The organism is Ciceribacter sp. RN22 (genome assembly GCF_024054295.1).
GTDB classification, from domain to species: Bacteria; Pseudomonadota; Alphaproteobacteria; order Rhizobiales; family Rhizobiaceae; genus Allorhizobium; species Allorhizobium lividum.
On record NZ_JAMXLD010000001.1, the window covers coordinates 2,603,826 to 2,627,335 of the forward strand.

Annotated in this window: 22 protein-coding genes and 1 pseudogene; 13 read left to right on the forward strand and 10 right to left on the reverse strand. The window is 62.7% G+C overall.

All coding sequences use genetic code 11. The features are described from left to right. The first annotated feature begins 141 nt into the window (after positions 1 to 141). Both NHF53_RS12725 and NHF53_RS24295 read left to right on the forward strand, forming a co-directional pair. The gene (locus NHF53_RS12725) at positions 142 to 1,269 is read left to right on the forward strand and encodes a Xaa-Pro peptidase family protein (RefSeq protein ID WP_252834481.1); all 1,128 of its coding nucleotides are present in this window, start codon (positions 142 to 144) and stop codon (positions 1,267 to 1,269) included. 40 nt (positions 1,270 to 1,309) lie between these two features. Further along, positions 1,310 to 1,609: pseudogene (locus NHF53_RS24295) on the forward strand (extensin family protein); the annotation flags it as partial. A 174-nt stretch (positions 1,610 to 1,783) separates the two neighbouring features. Here NHF53_RS24295 and NHF53_RS12735 read toward each other — a convergent pair. From NHF53_RS12735 to putA, 3 genes are all read right to left on the reverse strand, one after another. Further along, entirely contained in the window at positions 1,784 to 2,701 is a 918-nt protein-coding gene (locus tag NHF53_RS12735) for a hypothetical protein (RefSeq protein ID WP_252834482.1), read from the reverse strand. A gap of 400 nt (positions 2,702 to 3,101) precedes the next feature. Further along, a complete protein-coding gene (locus NHF53_RS12740; protein ID WP_252834483.1) occupies positions 3,102 to 4,781 on the reverse strand; it encodes a formate--tetrahydrofolate ligase in 1,680 nt (559 codons plus the stop codon). A gap of 199 nt (positions 4,782 to 4,980) precedes the next feature. Beyond that, positions 4,981 to 8,100, reverse strand: coding sequence for a bifunctional proline dehydrogenase/L-glutamate gamma-semialdehyde dehydrogenase PutA (gene putA, locus NHF53_RS12745; protein ID WP_252834484.1), 3,120 nt, complete (start codon positions 8,098 to 8,100; stop codon positions 4,981 to 4,983). Positions 8,101 to 8,210: 110 nt separating this feature from the next. Here putA and NHF53_RS12750 point away from each other — a divergent pair, with 110 nt between their 5' ends. Together NHF53_RS12750 and NHF53_RS12755 are read left to right on the forward strand one after the other, a co-directional pair. Beyond that, entirely contained in the window at positions 8,211 to 8,672 is a 462-nt protein-coding gene (locus NHF53_RS12750; protein WP_114361276.1) for an Lrp/AsnC ligand binding domain-containing protein, read from the forward strand. A gap of 162 nt (positions 8,673 to 8,834) precedes the next feature. Next, entirely contained in the window at positions 8,835 to 9,551 is a 717-nt protein-coding gene (locus NHF53_RS12755; RefSeq protein ID WP_252834485.1) for a LuxR family transcriptional regulator, read from the forward strand. A gap of 58 nt (positions 9,552 to 9,609) precedes the next feature. Here the strand turns inward: NHF53_RS12755 and NHF53_RS12760 are convergent, their stop codons facing one another. From NHF53_RS12760 to NHF53_RS12780, 5 genes are all read right to left on the reverse strand, one after another. Then, a complete protein-coding gene (locus tag NHF53_RS12760; RefSeq protein WP_252834486.1) occupies positions 9,610 to 10,719 on the reverse strand; it encodes a DUF2333 family protein in 1,110 nt (369 codons plus the stop codon). Between the two features lie 182 nt (positions 10,720 to 10,901). Continuing rightward, a complete protein-coding gene (locus tag NHF53_RS12765) occupies positions 10,902 to 11,696 on the reverse strand; it encodes a prohibitin family protein (RefSeq protein ID WP_114361796.1) in 795 nt (264 codons plus the stop codon). A gap of 206 nt (positions 11,697 to 11,902) precedes the next feature. Beyond that, positions 11,903 to 12,763, reverse strand: a complete 861-nt coding sequence (locus tag NHF53_RS12770) for a hypothetical protein (protein WP_252834487.1) — start codon at positions 12,761 to 12,763, stop codon at positions 11,903 to 11,905. Positions 12,764 to 12,961: 198 nt separating this feature from the next. Then, positions 12,962 to 13,345, reverse strand: coding sequence for a cytochrome c family protein (locus NHF53_RS12775; protein WP_252834488.1), 384 nt, complete (start codon positions 13,343 to 13,345; stop codon positions 12,962 to 12,964). Between the two features lie 129 nt (positions 13,346 to 13,474). Beyond that, a complete protein-coding gene (locus tag NHF53_RS12780; protein WP_252834489.1) occupies positions 13,475 to 14,056 on the reverse strand; it encodes a thymidine kinase in 582 nt (193 codons plus the stop codon). 232 nt (positions 14,057 to 14,288) lie between these two features. Between NHF53_RS12780 and NHF53_RS12785 the strand changes: the two genes are divergently transcribed. From NHF53_RS12785 to NHF53_RS12805, 5 genes are all read left to right on the forward strand, one after another. Next, the gene (locus tag NHF53_RS12785; RefSeq protein WP_252834490.1) at positions 14,289 to 15,245 is read left to right on the forward strand and encodes a choline ABC transporter substrate-binding protein; all 957 of its coding nucleotides are present in this window, start codon (positions 14,289 to 14,291) and stop codon (positions 15,243 to 15,245) included. An 89-nt stretch (positions 15,246 to 15,334) separates the two neighbouring features. Then, a complete protein-coding gene (gene choW / locus NHF53_RS12790) occupies positions 15,335 to 16,207 on the forward strand; it encodes a choline ABC transporter permease subunit (RefSeq protein ID WP_114361270.1) in 873 nt (290 codons plus the stop codon). Continuing rightward, on the forward strand, positions 16,207 to 17,253 hold the full coding sequence (gene choV, locus NHF53_RS12795) for a choline ABC transporter ATP-binding protein (RefSeq protein ID WP_252834491.1): 1,047 nt from the start codon (positions 16,207 to 16,209) through the stop codon (positions 17,251 to 17,253). The genes choW and choV overlap by 1 nt, the downstream gene beginning before the upstream one ends. Before the next feature lie 121 nt (positions 17,254 to 17,374). After that, on the forward strand, positions 17,375 to 18,124 hold the full coding sequence (locus NHF53_RS12800; RefSeq protein ID WP_252834492.1) for a HugZ family protein: 750 nt from the start codon (positions 17,375 to 17,377) through the stop codon (positions 18,122 to 18,124). A 115-nt stretch (positions 18,125 to 18,239) separates the two neighbouring features. Beyond that, a complete protein-coding gene (locus NHF53_RS12805) occupies positions 18,240 to 18,557 on the forward strand; it encodes a helix-turn-helix transcriptional regulator (protein WP_114361267.1) in 318 nt (105 codons plus the stop codon). On the opposite strand, the gene NHF53_RS12810 is transcribed toward NHF53_RS12805, so the two are convergent. Beyond that, positions 18,538 to 18,936, reverse strand: coding sequence for a hypothetical protein (locus tag NHF53_RS12810; protein ID WP_252834493.1), 399 nt, complete (start codon positions 18,934 to 18,936; stop codon positions 18,538 to 18,540). The two genes, NHF53_RS12805 and NHF53_RS12810, sit on opposite strands and share 20 nt — an antisense overlap. Between NHF53_RS12810 and NHF53_RS12815 the strand changes: the two genes are divergently transcribed. Together NHF53_RS12815 and NHF53_RS12820 are read left to right on the forward strand one after the other, a co-directional pair. After that, entirely contained in the window at positions 18,935 to 20,263 is a 1,329-nt protein-coding gene (locus NHF53_RS12815) for an aspartate aminotransferase family protein (RefSeq protein ID WP_252834494.1), read from the forward strand. The genes NHF53_RS12810 and NHF53_RS12815 overlap by 2 nt on opposite strands. A gap of 217 nt (positions 20,264 to 20,480) precedes the next feature. Continuing rightward, positions 20,481 to 21,587 carry a branched-chain amino acid ABC transporter substrate-binding protein gene (locus tag NHF53_RS12820; RefSeq protein WP_252834495.1) on the forward strand — a complete coding sequence of 369 codons (1,107 nt, stop codon included), beginning with the start codon at positions 20,481 to 20,483 and terminating at the stop codon, positions 21,585 to 21,587. Between the two features lie 95 nt (positions 21,588 to 21,682). Here the strand turns inward: NHF53_RS12820 and NHF53_RS12825 are convergent, their stop codons facing one another. Continuing rightward, entirely contained in the window at positions 21,683 to 21,880 is a 198-nt protein-coding gene (locus NHF53_RS12825; protein ID WP_252834496.1) for a hypothetical protein, read from the reverse strand. Between the two features lie 233 nt (positions 21,881 to 22,113). Here NHF53_RS12825 and NHF53_RS12830 point away from each other — a divergent pair, with 233 nt between their 5' ends. Together NHF53_RS12830 and NHF53_RS12835 are read left to right on the forward strand one after the other, a co-directional pair. Further along, a complete protein-coding gene (locus tag NHF53_RS12830; RefSeq protein WP_252834497.1) occupies positions 22,114 to 22,515 on the forward strand; it encodes a rhodanese-like domain-containing protein in 402 nt (133 codons plus the stop codon). Positions 22,516 to 22,595: 80 nt separating this feature from the next. Beyond that, positions 22,596 to 23,465 carry an aldose 1-epimerase family protein gene (locus tag NHF53_RS12835; RefSeq protein WP_252834498.1) on the forward strand — a complete coding sequence of 290 codons (870 nt, stop codon included), beginning with the start codon at positions 22,596 to 22,598 and terminating at the stop codon, positions 23,463 to 23,465. Positions 23,466 to 23,510: the final 45 nt, after the last annotated feature.

Below are 23,510 nucleotides of genomic sequence, written 5' to 3' on the forward strand. Positions count from 1 at the left end.
ACGTTCATTGTCCGGCGGATCATCCTCATACCGTATGCTAGCTTGTAGAGAGAAGCCCGCATTGTATAGGAATAGATGATAATAGTTTGAATGCTGCGTCGGCTCTAAAGAGGAGCGAGACGAAGTTGGAGAAGATTGTCCATGAGCCTACCCACCTCGCTCTATCCCGAGAGAAATATTGTGGACTTCGCAGCACTGGCAAGACTGCAAGACGCAGGTTGCCGGGAGCGTCGCACGCGCCTTTCCAATTGGCTTGTTGAGGTTGGCCTGGATGGGGCCCTGATCACGCGACCTCAGCACCTGACGTACTTTTTTGGGTTGCGAGGATGGAGAAGCTCGCCAGCCTCGGGGTTCGTCGGCCGCGATGGCTTCGGTTTGATCTCGGTCGGCAATTCAATGGAGTCTGACGTCTACGCCGATGAAACAGTCCGGTTCGACGATTCGATGTTCACGACCACTTTCGAAGACCGCGAGCGAGCGGGACTTGCGGCGTTGGATATCCGCCTGGCTAAAACGAAGGCGCTTGGCGCGGATTGCACCGATATCGCAGGACACACCATCACACCGATATCCGGGCATATCTCGTCGATGCGCCGACGCAAGTACCCGGATGAAGTCGCGCTAATTTCCGCGGCCATTGCCGCCAATGAAGCTGGATACCGTGCGATCGCGCCGCATATCGCCCCCGGACTTCTGGAAACCGAAGTGTTTGCCCTGTTTCAGGGAGCTGCAATTGTGGCTGCGGGACAGACGATGGGGGAGCTAGGCAACGATTTTCGTGGGGGACAGCCAGGCGGCCGGCCTCGACCCGTGCCTCTGGTGGAGGGCGATCTTCTGCCCGTGGATGCCGGAGCGGTTGTCGCAAACTATTTTTCCGACATGTGCCGGACTTTCGCTGTGTCGGGGACGCGAGCGCCGGTGCAGGAGGAAGCCTTCAGCCGCGTTGTTCATGCACTGTCGATAGCCGAAGACATGATCCGGCCGGGCGTTCGATGCGGGACAGTTTTCCAGGAGATTACATCCATCCTGAATAGCCACCGCGATGACTGGCGCTTTGACCATCACTTGGGCCATGGGCTTGGCCTGGACCCGGTCGAGCGCCCGTTCATAAATTCGGGTTCGAACGACATCTTTGAAGAGGGCTGTACGTTCACGCTCGAACCCGGCTTGTACGGTGACAGTCTCCGGGGTGGAATACGTCTCGAGCAGAATTACGTCATAGAAAATGGCGCTCTTCGCCGGCTGTCCAACTTACCTCTGGACATCTGAAAATGTCGCGGCCCCGAAAGCTCGCTCTGGGGAGGGACCGCCGCTCATCCTGATGCTGGATGAGGCGATCTCTGCGCTCGACGTATCGATCCAACAGGAAATCCTGAACCTGCTGATGCACCTGCGCGAGCGCGAGGGTCTGACCTGCATCCTCGTCGGCAACGATCTTGCCGTCATCTCTCCTCTCTGTGATCGCGCAGCCGCCTTCCAGCGGGCGCTGAACGCCGCCGCCTGCCTCTGTTTCACCACCGTCCTCTCCCCCGGCAGCGACGAGACGCACCGCGACCACATGCATCTCGACGTGATGAAGCGGACGGGCGGGTATCGGTATTGCCGGTGACGGCGGGGGATGGGGGTGGCGTACGGGAGGACACCACATAGCTCCGAGTGGCGACCGATTTGCGGCTGATTCCAGACGGTCGGCAAGGGCCAACTTAAGGAACGCCGCCATTCAGATTATGGGCGAAGTCGCTTGGAAGGCCCTTGTTCGCTCCGAGTATCGGCCCACGTCGAATTAATTGTAGCCGTAATAGCCGAGCAGAGCCTTTTCCAGAAGCGCACCAGCAGCACCAAGGCTTACAGCCCATGCTCCGGAGCCTGCCTTGCTCACCATCTTGCCAAGCCACACTGTCACCTTGGGGCCGAACTTTTTGTCCTGGCCTATTGCTGGCTCAGAGCTAACGGCTGCTTCAAGTTCGATAAGGTCCGCTTCCTCGACACCCTCTTTTGCCAACACTGACCGAAGGTCTTTGATGCTGCCCGCGTTGACAGTGACATTTATGGTCGCCCCGCTGTTATTGCCCACGGGCCCTGCATTGTCGCCGTGGATTGTGGTATTGTAAATTTGGGTCACTGCTTGATTAACCTCCGGTGTTTTCGTCGTAAGTCCATCAATCTCCCCGGCGTCGGGGTAGGTTCTTTTGAGTTTCAGCACAAAGTCGAGGACGCGGCTGCGAACTGCATCGATAATCCCCATAACCTGTGATGCAGATACCTCTCCCCAAAATCGGGAGATGTTAAAACTTGGCTCGAATAGTTTGCCCTGCATGAGCAGAACGTAATTATCGAGATTGATGGAGAGTTTGCCCTTACTGGCTTTGATCTCGTCAGGGCTAATCGTGCCAATCGGCTGCCGGCACTCGAAAAAGTGGAACGTGTCATCGTTGACGATTTGATTGACGAGAACCTGCGGCACTGGCTGACCCGTCAACTGCCACCTAGCATTGGCGCCACTAACTTTGAAGTTCATTACGAACTTCCGGTACGCAGGAACCTCGACATCAGCATCGTATCCGTGCAACTCATGCCGCACCCAGTCCTCAAGCAGAGCACTATCTAGGTTGGCAGCGAGCACCATCACTTTTCGGAGCAACGTAGCAACCGGAACGGTATCGGAGAGAGCGTCGTTCTGAATTTCAGCAAGCAAACCCATGCAGGCTATCCTTCTGTATTGTAATAATTTAGACACTCTGCCGAACTTAAAGAAGAGTTTTGTTGATTAATTCATCGATTTATTTCGGCCAGCTGCCAACGTATCGCATCCGCCTTGTCCGCAAGAACGGCCAGCACCATGAAATTGTACATGCTGATCTGGATCGCCCGACCCAAGTCAGCAATCAATTTCGTCTGGTCTCGGCGCAGTTATCTTCGAGATGGAGAACTTCTAAGTGTCGACCTCGCCCAGTCAGCCAACGCTCGTAGAAGTCCATCATCGTCAACGCATTGAAATGTATTCCCGCCGTATGCGTAAACTGATGCGTCACTCGATTGGACAGAGTCCATCTTGGGTTTTGCCGAGATGACCTGAACGACCGACATGAAGGCCCTCCCCCTCAGAACAGCCCCTCGATATACCCCTGCTCATTGAGAAAAATCCGCTCGGCGGCGGGGGATTGCGGCAGGCCGGGCATGGTCATGATCTCGCCGGTGATCGCCACGACGAAGCCGGCGCCGGCGGAAAGCCGCACCTCCCGCACGTTGACGACATGGCCCTCCGGCGCGCCGCGAAGGCCGGGATCGGTGGAGAAGGAATACTGGGTCTTGGCGATGCAGACCGGCAGCCCGCCATAGCCCTGCTCCTCCCAGAGCCGCAATTGCTCGCGCACCTGCTTGTCGGCGGTCACCTCGCCGGCGCGGTAGATGTCGCGGGCGATGCGCTCGATCTTCTCGAAGAGCGGCAGCTTGTCGGGATAGAGCGGCGAGAAATGCGCAGTGCCGGCATCGGCCAGATCGGCCACCCGCGCGGCGAGCTCGGTGATGCCGGCGGAGCCCTCCGCCCAGTGCCGGCAGAGGATCGCCTCGGCGCCCTGGCGGGCGGCGCAGCGCTTGACCGCCTCGATCTCGGCCTCGGTGTCCGAGCCGAAATGGTTGATCGCGACGACCACCGGAACGCCGAACTTGCGGACGTTCTCGATATGGCGGGCGAGGTTTTCCGCGCCGGCGACGACGGCGTCCACATTCTCCTGCCCGAGATCGTCCTTCTTCACCCCGCCGTTCATCTTGAGCGCCCGGACGGTCGCGACGATCACCGCCGCCGCCGGCTGCAGGCCGGCCTTGCGGCACTTGATGTCGAAGAATTTCTCCGCCCCGAGGTCGGCGCCGAAGCCCGCCTCGGTCACCACGTAGTCGGCGAGCTTCAGCGCCGTGCGGGTGGCGACCACCGAATTGCAGCCGTGGGCGATGTTGGCGAAGGGGCCGCCGTGCACGAAGGCGGGATTGTTCTCGAGCGTCTGCACGAGGTTCGGCTGCATGGCGTCTTTGAGGAGCACCGCCATGGCGCCGTCGGCCTTGATGTCGCGGGCACGCACCGGGCTCTTGTCGCGACGGTAGCCGATGATGATCTCGCCGAGGCGGTGTTCGAGGTCGGCGAGGTCCTCGGCGAGGCAGAGGATCGCCATCACCTCGGAAGCGACCGTGATGTCGAAGCCCGTCTCCCGCGGATAGCCGTTCGCCACACCGCCGAGCGAGCAGACGATCTCGCGCAAGGCCCGGTCGTTCATGTCCATGACGCGGCGCCAGGTCACGCGGCGGCTGTCGATCTGCTGCTCGTTGCCCCAGTAGATGTGGTTGTCGATGAGCGCGGAAAGCAGGTTGTGCGCCGAGGTGATCGCGTGGAAATCACCGGTGAAATGGAGGTTCATGTCCTCCATCGGCACGATCTGCGCATAGCCGCCGCCGGCCGCCCCGCCCTTCACCCCGAAACAGGGTCCGAGGGAGGCTTCGCGAATGCAGACCATGGCGTTCCGGCCGATGCGGTTCAAACCGTCGACGAGGCCGACGGTGGTCGTGGTCTTGCCCTCGCCGGCCGGCGTCGGGTTGATCGCGGTGACGAGGATGAGCTTGCCGTCCGGCCGGGAGGAAAGCGACTTGATGAAATCGGCGGAAACCTTCGCCTTGTCGTGGCCGTAGGGAACGAGCTTCTCCGGCGGAATGCCGAGCTTCGCCCCGATCTCGGTGATCGGCTTCTTTGCCGCCGCACGCGCGATCTCGATGTCCGATTTCATTCCGGTCATGCACACCCCTCCCCGTTGTCTCACGTCCTGAAACCGGGCAAGGCGCTCTCCGCCTGCACGAAAACGGCGTGATATACCTGATCCTTAACCGGCGAACGGCACCCCAGCAAGCATTTCCGGGCGACGATTTCGGGACCAAATGGCGCAGGCCCACGTATCGGAGAGAGGTCGCCCGGGAGCCGGGCGACCGGTTTTGTCCTCAGCCCTCGCCGATGGCGATCAGGCTCGCATTGCCGCCGGCGGCCGCCGTGTTGACCGAGATCACCTGCTCCTGCGCAAAACGCATCAGGTAGGCCGGACCGCCCGCCTTGAAGCCGGTGCCGGAAAGGCCCGAGCCGCCGAAGGGCTGGGTGCCGACGACCGCGCCGATCATGTTGCGGTTGACGTAGACATTGCCGGCGTCGAGCGCTTCGGCAACGGTCCGCACCGTCGCCTCGATGCGGCTGTGGACGCCGAGCGTCAGGCCGTAGCCGGTCGCGGCGATCGCCTCGACGACCTTCGGCAAGTCCTTCGCCTTCCAGCGCACGACGTGCAGGACGGGACCGAAGACTTCCTTGGTGAGCGCCTCCGGCCGGTCGAGCTCGATGATGTGCGGGGCGACGAAGACGCCCGTATTCGGAACCGTCCCGGCATAGCGGACCTTCTGGCCCTTGCGCATGTCCTCGATGTGGCCGGTCAGCATCGCCTGCTGTTTCTCGTCGATCACCGGGCCGACATCGGTGGTGATCCGTGCCGGATCGCCGAGGTTCAACTCGCGCGCCGCCCCTTCGATCATTTCCAGCATGCCGTCGGCGATATCCTCCTGCAGGTAGAGGATCCTGAGCGCCGAGCAGCGCTGGCCGGCCGAGCGGAAGGCCGACATCACCACATCGTCGGCGACCTGCTCGCCGAGCGCGGTCGCATCGACGATCATCGCGTTGATGCCGCCGGTTTCGGCAATCAGCGGCACGATCGGGCCGTTCTTGGCGGCGAGCGAGCGGTTGATCGCCTGGGCGGTCGCGGTGGAGCCGGTGAAGGCGAGGCCGCCGAGCTTCGGATGGGCGGCGATCGCCGCGCCGACTTCGCCGGCGCCCGGCAGCAGGCAGAGTACGTCGGCCGGAACGCCGGCCCTGTGGAAGAGCCGGACCGCCTCGTAGGCGACGAGCGGCGTCTGCGGCGCGGGCTTGGCGAGCACCGCGTTGCCGGCGACGAGCGCCGCCGACACCTGTCCGAGGAAGATCGCCAGCGGGAAGTTCCACGGCGAAATGCAGGCGAACACGCCGCGGCCGCGCCAGAGCAGCCGGTTGTCCTCGCCGGTCGGGCCGGGCATCGCTTCGGGCTCGGCGAAGAGCCGCCGCGCCTCGCCGGCGTAGTAGCGGCAGAAATCGATCGCCTCGCGCACCTCGGCAATGCCGTCGTCGAGCGTCTTGCCCGCCTCCGCGGAAAGCAGCGCGACGAACCGGATGCGATCGGCTTCCAGAAGCTCCGCCATCCGTTCGAGGCAGGCGGCCCGCGTCTCGACCGGCTCGCGCGACCACGCGGCAAAGCCCTTGCGGGCGGCAACGAACGCCTTGTCGACGTCGGCGGCGGTGGCGTTCACCACCGTGCCGATGCGGCGCGACCGGTCCGCGGGAGAGAGCACCGGCTGCGCTTCGCCGGCCGGCGCCACGCCCGGCACCAGCGGCACGGCCGCGATGTCGAAACGCGCGGCGGAGAGTTCCTTCACCAGTTGCGCGAGGCTCTCGCGATGGCCGAATTCGAAGCCGGCGCTGTTCTTTCGGGCGCCGTAGATCTGCAGCGGCCGCGGGATCTGGCTATGGCGGACACTGCGCCCCTCATCGAGTCCGAGCCGCTCCGCCGGCCGTTCCAGCAGCGTTGCGACCGGCACGTTCTTGTCGCCGGCAACGGCGACGAAGGAGGAATTGGCGCCGTTCTCCAGCAGGCGACGGACGAGGTAGGCGAGCAGGTCGCGGTAGCCACCGACCGGTGCGTAGATGCGGCAGGCGACGCGATCCTCGCCGGAGAGAAGGCTGTTGTAGAGCGCCTCGCCCATGCCGTGGAGGCGCTGGAACTCGAAGCCGGAGCGGTCGGCGCCGGCAAGTTCGAGGATAGTCGAGACGGTCAGCGCATTGTGGGTCGCAAATTGCGGGAAGATGCGTGCCCGCTTGGCGAGCAGCCGGCTCGCGCAGGCGAGATAGGCGAGGTCCGTCGCCGGCTTGCGCGTCCAGACCGGATAGTCGTCGAGCCCCCGCTCCTGCGCACGCTTGATCTCGGTATCCCAGTAGGCGCCCTTGACGAGGCGAACCATCATCCGCCGGCCATGGGCCGCGCAGAGAGCGTCGATGTAGTCGATCACCTCGGGCGCGCGCTTCTGATAGGACTGGATCGCCAGACCGAAACCGTCCCAGCCGGCAAGCGAGGGATCGGCGAAGACGGCGGCGATCACGTCGAGCGACAGTTCCAGCCGGTCGGCCTCTTCCGCATCGACGGTGAAGTTGAGCTCGTGGGCCTTGGCCATCTGCGCGAGCTTCAGGAGGTCGGGCACCAGTTCGCGCATGACGCGGTCGTGATGGGTCGCGAGATAGCGCGGATGCAGCGCCGAGAGCTTGACCGAGATGCCCATACGGTCGGGCAGCCGCTTGCCCTTGCCGTGCTTCGCCATGAAGGCGCCGATCGCCTCGATCGCCTCGGCATAGGACTGGAAGTAGCGCTTGGCGTCGGCCGAGGTCCGCGCGCCCTCGCCCAGCATGTCGAAGGAATGGCGATAGCCCTTCTCCTCGCTCTTGGCCGCACGCGACAACGCATCCTTCATCGTCTCCCCGAGTACGAAGTGATGACCGAGGAACCGCATCGCCTGCTTGGTGGCGCTGCGCACCGTCGGAAGCCCGAGCCGCTTGACGAGGCCGCGCACGACGCCTTCCGGCGTCTCGCCCGGACGGATGACGCGGGCGGACAGGCCGAGCGCCCAGGCGGACGCCGAAACGAACCAGCTGTCGCCATGCGCCTCATGTTCGCTCCAGCCGCCTTCCTTCAACTTGTCCTCGATCAGCCGGTCCTGCGTCAGGGCATCCGGCACGCGCAGCAGCGCCTCGGCCAGCACCATCAGCGCCAGCCCCTCGCGGGTGGAAAGCCCGTATTCGCGCAGAAAATCCTCCACCCCGCCGATCGAGCCGGAATTGTCGCGGATCGCTTCGACGAAGCGCGTCGCACGCCGATCGATGGCGGCATTCTGGGCAGGCGTGAAGGAAAGTTCCGCGGCAAGTTGCCCGAGAAGAGCGTCGTCGTCGCCGGCAAAGGGGGCGCTGAAGGGCGGAACTGCGGGCATGTCTGCGTTGATCATTGTCACCTCCGTGTTATCGGCAACATATCGACGACATACTAGCGATACTCGCCATATTTTGATATACACTCAGAGAAAATGTCCACGAATATCGGCATCTATAGGGAACAATGAAAGAGCTTGACCGCCTCGACCGCAAGATCCTCCGCGCCCTCCAGCAGGAGGGCCGGCTCACCAATATCGAACTGGCCGAACGTGTGAGCCTTTCGCCCACAGCCACGGCGGAGCGGGTCAAGAGACTGACCCGCGACGGCTTCATCACCGGTTACATGGCGATCCTTTCGCCGCAGAAACTCGGGCGCAGCCTGCTCGTCTTCATCGAAGTCAAGCTCGACCGCACCACACCCGATGTCTTCGACGCTTTCGCGGCGGCGGTGAAGCGCAGCGACGATGTGATCGAATGCCACATGGTCGCCGGCGGCTTCGATTATCTCGTCAAGGCACGCGTCGCCGGCATGGAGGCCTACCGGCAGTTTCTATCCGAAGTGATTCTGCCACTCCCGGGCGTGCGCGAGACGCACACCTATGCCGTCATGGAGGAAGTCAAAGCGGGCTCACTCCTTCCCGTCTGACATATAGAAAAGATAACATATTGTGATTTAACGATAAATCGAAGCTTCCCGAAATTATTCCCGTCACTGCCGGCGACAGCGGTAAAAAAAGCTGACTTTTTAATCATTCTGCTATATTCGCTAAAGTTAACATTCTAACAGGTCTAATTCGAACCCGCGCAGATGATAGCCGCCCAACGCCAGTCGCTCCTCAGCAGCGAAATTTCAAGCATCGAGACACGTTCCGGATTCATGGAGTGCATGATGCGGGTCGCAGAGCGGTTCGGGCTGCAGCATTTCTCCGTGCTGACCGTCCCGTCTCCGGATGACGAGTTCCTGGCTCCGCATTTCCTCGAAACCACCCTTCCCGCACAGTACATCCGCGAGTTCGACTGCAACCGTCTGCTACGCTACTGCCCGGTCCTGCCGCAACTCAGCCGGTCGGTGATGCCGCAATGCTGGACCGTCGACGACGACGGCGCCTGCGATTTCGACTTCCCGCAGGCGATGTTCGATCTGCTCAGGAAGTACGGACTGAAGATGGGTCTCGTCTTTCCGCTGACCTCGGTCGATTCCAGTCGCTATTTCTTCCGTTACGATGGAAGCCGCCTGCCGCTGACCCAGGCCGAAATCAACGAACTCGGCATGATCACGCTGCAGGCCTTCGACGTGTTCGACCGCATCCGCCGCGCCGAAAAGGCCTGCGCCAACCTTCTCTCGGCGCGTGAACTCGAAGTGCTTCGCTGGACTGCGCAAGGAAAGACCTCGGTCGAGATCGGACAGATCCTCTCCCTCTCCGACCACACGGTCAACGCCTACATGATGAACGCGATCAAGAAGCTCGACTGCGTAAACCGCACACAGCTTGTCGCCAAGGCGATCCGGCTGAAACTGATCTGACGGCTTTCCGTCCTCCCGATCCTGCAGACAACCAGCGCCGCGCTGAAGGAAGGCCGCCTCAGCGATCGAGCACCGAGCGCAGTTCCACCATGTTCGAGCGGACGCGCAGGATGTAGAAGCCCATCGTCGCGAGATGCGTCGGCATGATCCAGCCGTCCTCGCTGCCGTTCGAGATGATCGCGGGCTGAATTCTGAGCGCCGCCTGCAATTGCTTTTCCATCTCCGACCATATGGCCGTCAGATTGCGGTCCCGAATGACGTCGACGAAGTCGGCATGCGCCGCACGCAGGACGGCATACTGGCCGTAGAGCTGACCGTATGCAAACCAGAAGCGGTCGTCGGCACGCGTATCGAACCAGCCGGAATTGAACTCCTCCGAACGGCGGCGCAGGATGTCGGACGTGCTGCCGAGATCGCTCGCCATGCGGTCGAGGAGCTGGACGAGGTTGTCGGCGCGCGGGTCGAAGACGGCCTTGCAGGCCGCAAGATCGGCGTTGAACTTCGTCCAGTTGCGGATCGCCGCGCGATAGAAGCTCGGGGTCGGCGTCTTGAAGCCGAACGGACTGGTGCCGAAATACCAGGTACCCTCGTCGAACTGGATGTTGCCGCGGGCCTCCTGCAGATCGTTGTTGATGCTCGAAGTGCCACGCACGCGTCCGAGATTGTCGACGAGTTCGATCGCCATGCGGCGGGCAACCTGGTTGACACCACGCTGGAAGGACGCCTTGTTGTCGAAGAAGGGCGTGTGATCCCAGTCAACGCCGAAGAAACCGATCTTGTAGAGCAGCGTCGAGGAAATCCACGTGTTCTTGTTGACGTTGGCGTCGGTGAGATCGGAGACGATGCTGACGATCGCCGAGTTCTCGCAAGCGCCGGGCTGCTCGGCGATCGGCTGTCCGGCCGGACGCTTGCGCTCCTCGAACTTGTAGGCCTGGACGAATTCCGGATCGAAATTGTACCAGACCTGCGTGCGCCAGAAGAACTGGCCATAAAGGCCGATCAGCAGGACGAGGAGCAGGAGGATCGGTCCCCTGACCAGCCAGGTGCGGCGCGAATACCATCCGTGAGCAGCGAGAAACGGCCAGAGCAGACCGGCGACGACCAATCCGACACCGCGTCCGACGGCGCTGAAGACGCGATGGAAGAATGCAATGATCGGGTCAAGCATGGTCGTCTCCTTGTGCCGTCGCAGCCATGGCGAGAGCTTCTCTCGTCATGCACATATGTCTCGACGGGGCGGGATGCAACAGCCTGGCGAAGCACCCGCCGATCGCCGTTGACAGCATCATAGAAGCAGCTTCCGCCGAGACCAAGCGCGACACGGCGTCCGGGAAGCGGCCGACGCCCGCCCTATTTTGTTCCGATGAACGGGACTGCTGAACCCGGAATCATCGTTGCCGGCAACTGGCCGTTCCAACGCTCCGCAGCGATGAGGTCGATCAGGGCCGGGTTGTCACGCAGCGCCGCCCCCTTCGCCCGGATGGCGTCAGCTTCCGCCTCGCCGGCAAGCCGCGTCGCCGCCGCCTGCGCCTCCGCCTGCGCGCGCACAGCCTGCGCCTGGGCGTTCGCCTGGGTCACGGTGATCTCCGCCTGCACCTTTTCCCGCTCGGCGTTCTGTCGCAGCTTCTGCACTTCGACCTCGGCCAGCATGCGGTTTTCGATCGATTGCTCGTAAGCGTCCGAAAAATCGATGTTCTCGATCTGCACGCTGTCGATGAGGACCGGTCCCTTCACCGCATCGCGGATCGCGGTTTCCGTTTCCGCATTCAGTCGCACACGCTCCTGGATCGCGGTCACGGCGTTGAACTTGCCGAAGACGTTCTTCGCCTGTTCGAAGACGCGCCGGTCGATCAGGCGCTGCACCACGCCGTCCTCGCCACCGTACTCGGCGTAGATGCGCTCGACCTCGTTCGCCGGAAGCCGGTAGTTGACGGAGAGCTTCATCGTCGCAGCCTGCTGGTCGCGGGAATAGGTTTCCACCTGTTCGTAGATCTGGGCACGGCTCTGGACGCTGATCTTCACGACCCGGTCGAGGAACGGGATCTTGAAACCCAGCCCCGGCTCGGCGGTGCCGACCACCGCCCCCATCCGCAGGATCACGCCACGCTCGCCTTCGTCGACCGTATAGAACGACTTGCTCCCCATGACCGCGACGATCGCGGCGACGCCGACGTAGAGCAAAATTCTCGCCCGCCCGCTGCCGCCGGCAGACGCCCCGCCGCCATTGCTTCCGAGTGCGTGCCCCAATGCAAGCTTTGCCATTTGTCCCCCTGAACCTTTCCCTTGCGATGTCGTTCGACACCGCTGAACACACCGCAGCCGCGCGCGACGTGGCCGCCCTGCCGGAAGTCTTAGCCGGACGCGTCGTGCTTTTCCAGAAGCCTGACGAAACGACGAGCAAAGGCGTCGTCGGCGAGCGTCTTGCGACGCCGGATCTCACGTGCAGTCTGCGCGCCCTGGCTTGTGGCGTGGATCTCGCCCGCCACGCCCGGCGCGAAGCCGCCGAAGCCCCAGCCCTCGACCGCCCGACAGAGGAGACGTCGTTGCTGTCCGTCGATCGCGAGCTTGTTGAGCAGTGTCTGCATGGCGGCGATGCCGTCGTTCAACGATTCGACCAGCGCCCGGAAAATGGATGTGGCGCGTTCCAGCAGGGCGTCCTCGGCGAACAGTCCGGACTCGCCGGGCTGCCGCGCCGCTAGGTCTAGCAGGCGTGCCGTCCCCTTCCGGCGTTCGATCAGGTGGACGAGGTCTCCCTCCGCTCTTTGCTGCTGCTCGGCGGCAAACGCACGCTCCTCCTCGATCAGGCGAAGGATCGCGCCGGATTTCGAAAGCAGGTCCTCGAGCCTTGCGGCAAGCGAATGCTCCATCGTGCGCGAATGACGCATCCGTCCGGCCTTCCGTATCGAGAAGAACGCGACAAAGTGCTCCAGACGCGTGAACCGCTTCATGCCGTCGAAGGCGACAGCGGTGTCCCCGGTCGCTTCGTCGAGGCGGAGGACGAGCTCGGCGATCGTCGCGACAACCGCCTCCTGCCGACGGATGGTCTCGGCGAGACGGGCGGCTTGCGCGTCAAGTTCGCCGTCCTCCATCCTGCTTTCGGCGGCCGCGATCCTCGCGAGTGCCGCGGTCGACTGCCCCGTCTCTTCTCGCAGGTCTCCGAGGGCGACACGGACCGTCTCGATTTTCCGGTCGAACAGTTCGAGCTTCGCCATTGTCCTTCCCTCCCCTGCGGTTCGCCGCCGATCAACGGTTACCACGTAAGGCTGCGAAAGATCAGCTGCAATCTCCGGTCCGACATCGCAGCTCCGGCTGGCCGCAGCCCCTCTCGCGCGGAGTGCCGGAACACGCGCGAACAAAAAACCCCGCCACCGAACGGCGACGGGGCTTAGCTCCAATGCCGTCAGCGCGGCTTACTGCGCGGCGGCCGGGTCTTTCAGGTAAGCGATGACGTTCTCGATATCGTCTTCCTTCTTGAGGCCAACGAAGGTCATCGTCGTGCCCTTCACGAGATCGCGCGGCTTGGGAAGGTAGGACTGCAGGAGTTCCTCGGTCCAGGTCTTGCCGTCAGCTCCGAATTCGGTCATGGCCTTGGAATACTTGAACCCCTGAGCGGTCGCGACCGGACGGCCGATCACCCCCTGCAGCGTCGGACCGACTTTGTTCTTGCCGTCGACCGTATGGCAGGCGGCGCATTGTTTGAAGACCTTGGCGCCGGCAACCGGGTCGCCGTCGGCAGCGGCGAAACCTGCAGGCAGGACCAGCGCGGCGGCTAGGACAAGACAGTTGATTTTCATAGAATACCTCTCTCCACGTCGTTGATGCCCCTGGGTAGCCAGTGACGATCGGAAGATAGACGATTTTAAGGCTTTTGCCACGAGGCGGGTTGCCGCGGCGACACGCATCCGACGGCAGATGCGGAAACCTCAGGCACAATTGAATTTTTCGTCCCAGTGCCGGCGGCAGAAGGAATCATACTTCTCGTTGCCGCCGACATCGATCTGCGCGCCCTCCCGGATGAGGTTACCTGCGGCATCGAAGCGGGCGGCCATCGTCGCCTTGCGGCCGCAATGACAGATGGTGCGTATTTCCCTCAGTTCGTCGGCGAGCGCCAGAAGCGCCATCGAGCCGGGAAAGAGCCGGCCCTGGAAATCGGTCCTCAGCCCGTAGGCCATCACCGGGACGGACATCCGGTCGGCGACGCGCGCGAGCTGCCAGACATGCGCCTCGGTCAGGAATTGCGCCTCGTCGATGAAGACACAGGCGATCGCCCCTTCGGCGGCAAGTTCCTCGATTGCGCAGTAGAGGTCGGTCCCGGCGTCGAAGGTCAGCGCATCCGTCGAAAGCCCGATGCGCGAAGCCACCTTGCCCGCACCGCTGCGGTCGTCGAAGGCGGCGGTGAAGATCACCGTGCGCATGCCGCGCTCCTGATAATTGTAGGAGGCCTGCAGGAGCATCGTGGACTTGCCCGCGTTCATCGATGCGTAATTGAAATAGAGCTTTGCCATGCTTGTGTCTCCGGTCGCAGCCCCTTTCGGAAAAAGCTCGGCCGGATGGAAGCCCGTGGAGCGAAGAATCACAGCTTTTTCCGGAGGCGGCGACAGACGCGCTTTGCGGGAAAATAAATGTCGAGACGTCGCAAAGGGGGTAGGGAGCACGGCGCAAACGCGCGGATGCGCTTGCTTTTGTGGTGTATAGAATGTTGACTTGGGAACATTAAAACAAAAGGGAGTACCACCAATGCAAAAAATCAAATTGCGCCGCCTTTCGATCGCCACGGCTGCGGCCGTGTTTGCGCTCGGAACCGCTTCGGCCTTCGCTGCCGAGCCGGCGAGCTGTTCGCCTGTCCGCTTCTCCGACGTCGGCTGGACCGACATCACCTCGACGACCGCCACGGCATCCGTGATCCTCAAGGCGCTCGGCTACGAGACCTCGGTGACCGTACTCTCCCTCCCGGTCACCTACACCTCGATGAAGAACAAGGACATCGACGTGTTCCTCGGCAACTGGATGCCGAGCCAGAGCAACGACATCAAGCCTTACATCGACGACAAGTCCGTCGAATCCTTCGGACCGAACCTGGAAGGCGCGAAGTACACGCTCGCGACCAACGCCAAGGGTGCCGAACTCGGCATCAAGGACTTCGGCGATATCGCCAAGCACAAGGACGAACTCGACGGCAAGATCTACGGCATCGAGCCGGGCAATGACGGCAACCGGCTCGTTCTCGAAATGATCGAAAAGAACGACTTCGGCCTCGAAGGCTTCGAAGTGGTGGAATCTTCGGAACAGGGAATGCTCGCCCAGGTCGCCCGCGCCGAACAGGAAGGCGCACCGGTCGTCTTCCTCGGCTGGGCTCCGCACCCGATGAACTCCAACTTCAAGCTGACGTACCTCACGGGTGGCGACGACACCTTCGGCCCGAACTTCGGCGGCGCCTCGGTCTATACCAACGTTCGCGCCGGCTATCTCGACGAGTGCCCGAACGTCGGCAAGTTCCTGAAGAACCTCGTCTTCTCGCTCGACATGGAAAACGTCGTGATGGGCAAGATCCTCGATGAGGGCAAGGACCCGGAAGTAGCCGCGACCGAATGGCTGAAGGCCAACGGCTCGGCGGTCGAACCCTGGCTTGCCGGCGTCACCACCAAGGACGGCGGCGACGCTCTGGCAGCGGCAAAGTCGGCGATCGGTTTCTGATCGGTTCGTTGAAACAAACGCGCGGGAATGGCACCATTCCCGCGCGAGCTTTATGAGCGTTTGTTTGGCGCCAGATTCCGGGAACATTCATGAACTTCTTGACCGACTACAAGATCCCGATCGGGGTCGGAGCGAAGGAAGTGGTCGCTTGGCTGACCACCAACCTTAAGATCTTCTTCGATGCGATTGCCGCGATCCTCAACGCGTCCATCAATGCCATGCTCGTCGTCCTGCAGGCGCCGTACCTGAAAGGAACCGGGCTCGAAGACTTCTACCCGCTCCTCATGATCCTCGTCTTCACGGCGGTCGCCTGGTTCGTCAGACGTTCCGCAGGTGTTGCGACCTTCACGCTCATCGGCCTCCTCGTCATCTATAACCAGGGCTACTGGAAAGAGACGATGGAAACGCTGGCGCTGGTGCTCGCAGCCACCGGCGTGTCCATGGTGGTCGGCGTTCCGATCGGCATCGCCTGTGCGCGCCGTCCGTGGCTCTATGCCGGCGTTCGCCCGATGCTCGACCTCATGCAGACGATCCCGACCTTCGTCTACCTGATCCCGGCCCTCATCCTCTTCGGCCTCGGCATGGTTCCGGGCCTCATCGCGACCGTCATCTTCGCTATTCCCGCACCGATCCGCCTCACCCGTCTCGGCATTATCTCGACGCCGCCGTCGCTCGTCGAAGCCGCCGAGGCCTTCGGTGCCACCAAGACGCAGGTGCTGACGAAGGTGGAGCTGCCATTCGCCACGCCGCAGATCATGGCGGGCCTCACGCAGACCATCATGCTGTCGCTCTCGATGGTGGTCATCGCCGCGCTCGTCGGCGCAAGCGGCCTCGGCGTGCCGGTGGTTCGCGCGCTGAACACCGTCAACATCGCCAAGGGCTTCGATTCCGGTCTCTGCATCGTCATCCTGGCCATTATTCTCGACCGTATATTCCGGTCCTCCGACGAAGGAGACGCATGATGACCGCGGTCAAGTTCGATAACGTCTCCATCGTCTTCGGCGCCAATCCGGAACGGGCGCTCGCGCTGGTCGACAAGGGCAAGACGCGCGACGAGATCGGTGCCGAAACCGGCCTGGTGCTCGGCGTCGCCGATGCCTCGCTCACCATCGAAGAGGGCGAGATCCTGGTGCTCATGGGGCTCTCGGGCTCCGGCAAGTCGACGCTCTTGCGTGCCGTCAACGCGCTCGCGCCGGTCGTGCGCGGCGACGTCAGCGTCTCCAACAGGGGCAAGTTCACCAATCCCTACAAGTGCGACCCGGCGGAACTTCGCGACCTGCGCATGCATTCCGTCTCGATGGTGTTCCAGCAGTTCGGCCTCCTGCCGTGGCGCACGGTTGCCGAGAACGTCGGCTTCGGTCTCGAACTCGCCGGTGTCCCGGATGCCGAACGCCGCCGTATCGTCGGCGAACAGCTCGAGCTCGTGAACCTGACCACCTGGGCGGGCCGCAAGGTGCAGGAACTGTCGGGCGGCATGCAGCAGCGCGTCGGTCTCGCCCGCGCCTTTGCCACCGGCGCCCCGATCCTGCTGATGGACGAGCCGTTCTCCGCGCTTGACCCGCTGATCCGCAACCGCTTGCAGGACGAGCTGCTCGAGTTCCAGAGCCGTCTGAAGAAGACCATCCTCTTTGTCAGCCACGACCTCGACGAAGCGTTCCGCATCGGCAACCGCATCGCCATCATGGAGGGCGGACGTATCATCCAGTGCGGCACGCCGCAGGAGATCGTCAAGAATCCGGCCGACCAGTACGTCGCCGACTTCGTCCAGCACATGAACCCGATCAACATGCTGACTGCCCGCGACGTCATGCGCATGGGCATCGACGCCGCCGCCACCCCCAACGCGGTGATGGGGACGGCAAAACCGGAAACGCCGCTCGTCGACATCCTCGACGCGATGGCGCGTCAACCTGGCGCAATCGGCGTGGTTGACAACGGCACGGTCGTCGGCTCGATTTCCGCCGAAGACATCGTGGCCGGGCTGACGAGGCACCGGCAGAGAGGCTGACCGGCTCGAAGACCAACGTCGGTGTCGCAGCTTTCTGCGGCACCGGCGCGCATTGCGCGCCGCATGGACGACGGATGACTGCCCCCGGTCCCTCCGACGAAGAGAGGCGAGCAGGAAAACCATGACGGACAAACCTTCGGTCATTCGTGAAACCGACGACGAGGCGCGCGGGCTCGCCCGCCGGCTGCTGCGCTCGGCCCGTTACGTCGCCCTTGCCGTCCTCGACCCGGAGACCGGCTTCCCCTTCGTGAGCCGCGTGCTGCTCGGCACGGACACCGACGGCTCTGCGGTCATCCTTGTCTCGGCGCTCTCGGCGCATACGCGGGCCCTGAAGAAAGATCCGCGCGCCTCCCTGCTGGCCGGCGTTCCCGGCAAGGGCGATCCCCTCGCCCATCCCCGCGTAACGGTCCAGTGCCTCGCCGACGCCGTCGATCGCGACAGCCCCGAGCACGACCGGTTGCGGGCGCGCTTCATCGCCCGCCATCCGAAGTCCGCGCTCTACATCGACTTCGGCGACTTCGGCTTCTTCCGGCTAGTGCCCCAGTCGGCAAGCCTCAACGGCGGCTTCGGACGCGCCTATCTGCTGACCGGCGAAGACTTCCGGATCGTCGCTCCTGAGGCGGGAGACATCGCCGGACACGAGGCAGAGGCACTACAAGATTTAGCTAAAATGGCCCCGAATCTGGCGAACGCGATCGCCACCCAAAAATGCGGCCAAAAGCCCGGAAAATGGGCGCTTTGTGGGCTTGACATGGCCGGCATAGACCTCATTTGCGGCGATTCACTCATTCGTTACGAATTCGGTTGCTTAATTACCAGGCGCAAGGACTTGTCATCAGTCCTGACTAATACAGAAAAACCGATACCTTAAATTTAGGAATATACAATTTTTCTCGGATCGCTAGAGTTTTACAGCGGCATATTTGACTGATTGTAGACGGCACATTTCCAACCAGAAGGTGCCGCGCATAGGGAAGACTGAACATATGAAGACCAAATCATTGTCCGAACAATCGACCGTAGCAGCAGGACTTCTGTCGGCCATGGCGAACCCCAAACGATTGATGATTCTCTGCAGCCTGGTGAAGGGGGAAGTACCGGTTGGCGTTCTCGCAACCCAGGTCGGGTTGAGCCAGTCGGCACTGTCCCAGCATCTGTCGAAGTTGCGTGCCCAGAAGCTCGTGAAGACACGGCGCGACGCACAGACGATTTACTATTCCAGCTCATCGGAATCCGTCATCAAGATTCTGGAGACGCTGGAAGACATTTATTGTGAGGCAAATACTAACAGGACTGCCGCGTAACCAAGAAGCCCGTATGAGGGGGACAGAGAAGCTGTCGAGAGGGCGATGAACGCCTGAACTCGATACAGCGGCGATTTCGACTGACGAGCATGCTAATAACCCTGGCCGGCAGATCCACGATCTGCCGGCCTTTGTTTTTTGCAGCAGGACGGGTGGCGAGGCGGCGAAGGCGTTCGCGGGTCCGGGCAAAACCCGTTCTTTCCAGCGATTTTCGCCCCCATCCATAACCGCCGAACAGGGCATCCATGACGTTTTGTGATGCCGGGTTGACGCTTGTCCAAGCCTTGATAATTTGGCCCTGCCATTCGCTTTTTTCGGCAGTTTTGCAGCCAATCGGGAAATGGCCGCCCACAAAATCAACGGCCATGGAGAGCATCATGTCCAACCGCCTGACTTCCACCCCCAACGACCTGCGCGCCTTCTGGATGCCGTTCACCGCCAACCGGCAGTTCAAGAAAGCGCCGCGCCTCTTCGTCGGGGCGAAGGATATGTACTACACGACCCATGACGGACGGCAGGTGCTCGACGGCACCGCCGGCCTCTGGTGCGTCAACGCCGGCCACTGCCGTCCGCAGATCACCGAGGCGATCCGCGAGCAGGCCGGCGAACTCGACTACGCGCCGGCCTTCCAGCTCGGCCACCCGAAGGCCTTCGAGCTCGCCAACCGGCTGGTCGACATCGCCCCGGACGGCATGAGCCACGTCTTCTACACCAATTCCGGTTCGGAGTCGGTCGACACCGCGCTGAAGATCGCGCTCGCCTACCAGCGCGTGAAGGGTGAAGGTACGCGCACCCGCCTGATCGGCCGCGAACGTGGCTATCACGGGATCAACTTCGGCGGCATGTCGGTCGGCGGTATCGTCGGAAACCGCAAGATGTTCGGCACGCTGCTCGCCGGCGTCGACCACATCCGCCATACCCACCAGCCGGACAAGAACGCCTTCACCAAGGGGCAGCCGGAATACGGCGCAGAACTCGCTGACGATCTGGAACGCCTGGTCAACCTGCACGACGCTTCGACGATCGCGGCCGTCATCGTCGAGCCGGTTGCCGGCTCCACCGGCGTCCTCATCCCGCCGAAGGGTTACCTGCAGCGCCTGCGCGAAATCTGCGACAAGTACGGCATCCTGCTGATCTTCGACGAAGTCATTACCGGCTTCGGCCGCCTCGGCACGCCGTTCGCGACGCAGTATTTCGACGTCAAGCCTGACATCATCACCACCGCCAAGGGGCTTACGAACGGCGTGATCCCGATGGGTGCGGTGTTCGTCACCTCCGAGATCCACGACGCCTTCATGACCGGCCCGGAGCACCTCATCGAGTTCGCCCACGGCTACACCTATTCCGGCAACCCGATCGCGTCCGCGGCCGGCATCGGCACGCTCAACACCTATCGTGACGAAGGCCTGCTCACCCGCGCCTCCGAGCTCGCCCCCTACTGGGAAGAACAGCTCCATTCCCTGCGCGATTGCCCGAACGTGATCGACATCCGCAATATCGGCCTCATCGGCGCAATCGAGCTCGCGCCGATCGCCGGCGAACCGACCAAGCGCGCCTTCAACGCCTTCCTCAAGGCCTATGAAGACGGGCTGCTGATCCGCACCACCGGCGACATCATCGCGCTGTCGCCGCCGCTGATCATCACCAAGGACCAGATCGACGAACTGTTCGGCAAGCTCCGCAAGGTACTGCAGAACAACATCTGATCCGCGAGCCCCCTCCCCCGACCCGGCGGGGGAGGCTACCCCGCCGCTGCATCTTTGCACGCAAGGCACGTTACCTTTCATCGCCTTTCACGCTATTGTCGCATCCGCGACTTCGTTAGCCATCAATGAAGCACCGACCCGGCGGCTCCAAAACAGGGAACCGCCGGCGACGAACGGTGCCGAGCCCGGGCCGTAGGGCCCATCCAAGGAGACGAAAATGAACCTGAGACTCTTGACAGGCACCGCCCTGGTTGCCTCGCTGGCATTCGCACAGGTTGCCCATGCGGAACTCGTTCTCGGCCTGATCGCACCGCTGACCGGCCCGGTCGCCGCCTATGGCGAGCAGGTGAAGAACGGCGCCGAAACCGCCGTCAAGGAAATCAACAAGAACGGCGGCATTCTCGGCGAACAGGTCGTCCTGAAGGTCGCCGACGACGCCGGCGAACCGAAACAGGGTGTTTCGGCGGCAAACCAGCTGGTCGGCGAAGGCGTCCGCTTCGTCGTCGGGCCGGTGACCTCGGGCGTCGCCATTCCGGCCTCCGACGTCCTTGCCGAAAACGGCGTCCTGATGGTGACGCCGACCGCCACCGCCCCGGACCTCACCAATCGCGGCCTCACCAACATCCTGCGCACCTGCGGTCGTGACGACCAGCAGGCGGAAGTCGCCGCGAAATACGTGCTCGGCGCGTTCAAGGACAAGAAGATCGCCATCATCAACGACAAGGGCCAGTACGGCAAGGGCCTCGCCGACGCCTTCAAGAAGACGCTGAACGAAGGCGGCATCACTGAAGTTTTCAACGACGCGCTCACGCCCGGCGACAAGGACTTCAGCGCGCTGACCACCCGCCTCAAGGCCGAGAATGTCGACGTCGTCTACTTCGGCGGCTACCATCCGGAGGCCGGCCTGCTCGTGCGGCAGATGCGCGACCTCAACATGGACGCGACGCTCATCGGCGGCGACGGCCTGTCGAACACGGAGTTCTGGACGATCGGCACCGAAGCTGCGGCCGGCACGGTCTTCACCAATGCCTCCGACGCGCTCAAGAACCCGGACTCGAAGGCTGCCGCCGACGCGCTTGCCGCCGCCAATATTCCGGCCGAGGCCTTCACCCTCAACGCCTACGCAGCCGTCGAAGTGCTGAAGGCCGGTATCGAGAAAGCCGGAAGCGCCGAGGATGCGGAAGCCGTCGCAACCGCGCTGAAGAGCGGCGAACCGATCGCAACCGCGATCGGCAAGGTCACCTACGGCGAAACCGGCGACCTCACCTCGCAGGCCTTCTCGCTCTACAAGTGGGAAGACGGCAAGATCGTCCCGGCCGAGTAAGGTCGAAATCACCTGGAATCCGGAAGGCGGCTGGCGACAGTCGCCTTCTTGCGCTTCGTGCATGCAGGAAGGTCCGTGGCCAGCCGATCGCCGCGTCAGTCCGCGATCATGCCCGAGGTGAGGTTCACATACGCGGCCGTCATGGCGCGCGCCCTGTCCGACATCAGGAAGACGGCCGTCTGGGCAACGTCCTGCAGGGTCGGCAACCGTCCGAGCATGGTCGTTCCGGCCGCCGCGGAGCCGATCGCTCCCGAGCCGCCGAAAATGACGATGTTTTTGTTAGAGAGAAACATGATGACCTCCGCGGGCTGGTGCGAACGGCAAGATCTGCCGCATGCCGGAGTTAATTCACCCACATGGTTGAATAATATCTTTCATAAGTCGCGGTACTGAGATAATCAACCATAAGGATGAATATAGGATATCCCGTTCGACCAAGGCATCCGGTGACAGCGGCGGCCGGGCTGCTATGGTCCGTGCCACGACAGATCAGGAGAACGGCGTCCTTGCGCCGCAGGAGGACAGAATGAAGAGAGGTTACAAGGCCTTGCTCGCGGAGGCGAATGCGGTCGTCGAAGCGATCGACGCAGCTGAGGCGAGGATGCTGCACGGTCGTAGCGACGTGATCTTCGTCGATCTGCGCGATCCGCGGGAGCGGGAACGGGAAGGCACGATCGAGGGTGCCTTCTCCTGTCCGCGCGGCATGCTGGAATTCTGGATCGACCCGGAAAGCCCCTATCACAAGCCTGTCTTCGCCGGAAACAGTCGCTTCGTCTTCTTCTGTGCAAGCGGCTGGCGCTCCGCACTCGCAACGAAAACGGCCGGCGAGATGGGTCTGGAGAATATCTGTCATCTGGATGGCGGCTTCACCGCCTGGCGGGCCGCCGGTCATCCGGTCGAGGCGGTGGCGGCGAAGCCGCGGACGTGAACCGGAAAGCGCCGCGCGTTGCTGCTGGCGGCAACCGCCGCGCTTGCGCTATGATCAGTACGTGAAAGGCGGGTGTCATCATGTCCGAGACGATTCTGATCGAGAACGAAGAGCTCGCCGTAGAGGTGCATCATTTCGGTGCCGAGATGCAGTCGTTGAGAACCGCGGATGGCCACGATTTTCTCTGGAACGGTGATGCCCGATGGTGGACGGGCCGCTCGCCGATCCTCTTTCCCATCGTCGGCAAGGCGCCGGACGACGTGATCGCCGTCAACGGCAGGACCTATCCCATGGCCCAGCACGGCCTTGCCCGGCGACGCATCTTCGACCTCGTCGATCACACGACAAACGCCTGCCGGCACCGCCTCGTCTCGACGGAGGAAACGCGCGAGGTCTATCCCTTCGACTTCGGCCTCGTGGTCGAGCACCGTCTCGACGGCCGGACCCTAACCGTCTCCGCCGAGGTGACCAATCCGGGAGACAGTCCCCTTCCCTTTGGCATCGGTTTCCACCCGGCGTTTCTGTGGCCCCTGCCCGGCGCGGCAGGAAAGGCGCATCACGTGATCCTCGACAACGGCGCAGAACCGGGCGTCGTGCAGCTGGAGAACGGCCTCATCGGAAAGACGCTGCACAACTCGCCCTTCGAGGACGGGCGACTGGAACTCGCACCTTCGCTCTTCGAGAACGACGCGCTCATCTTCCCCGAAGGCGCCGGCACCGGCCTCACCTACGGCACCGACGGCGGACCGACACTGCATTTCACCTTCGAGAACCTGCCCATCGTCGCGCTCTGGCAGAAGCCCGGCGCCCCCTTCCTCTGCATCGAACCCTGGCACGGCATGGCCGCGCATGCCGGCGGCACAGCCGAACTGGTCGAGCGTCCCTATACGGTGGCTCTGGCCGCGGGCGAGAGCATGCGCTTCGGGTTTGCGGTCGAGATCAGGGCGTAGGTCGACGGCTGCACGGGCATCGCAACGTCTCGTCGAAATCGCAGA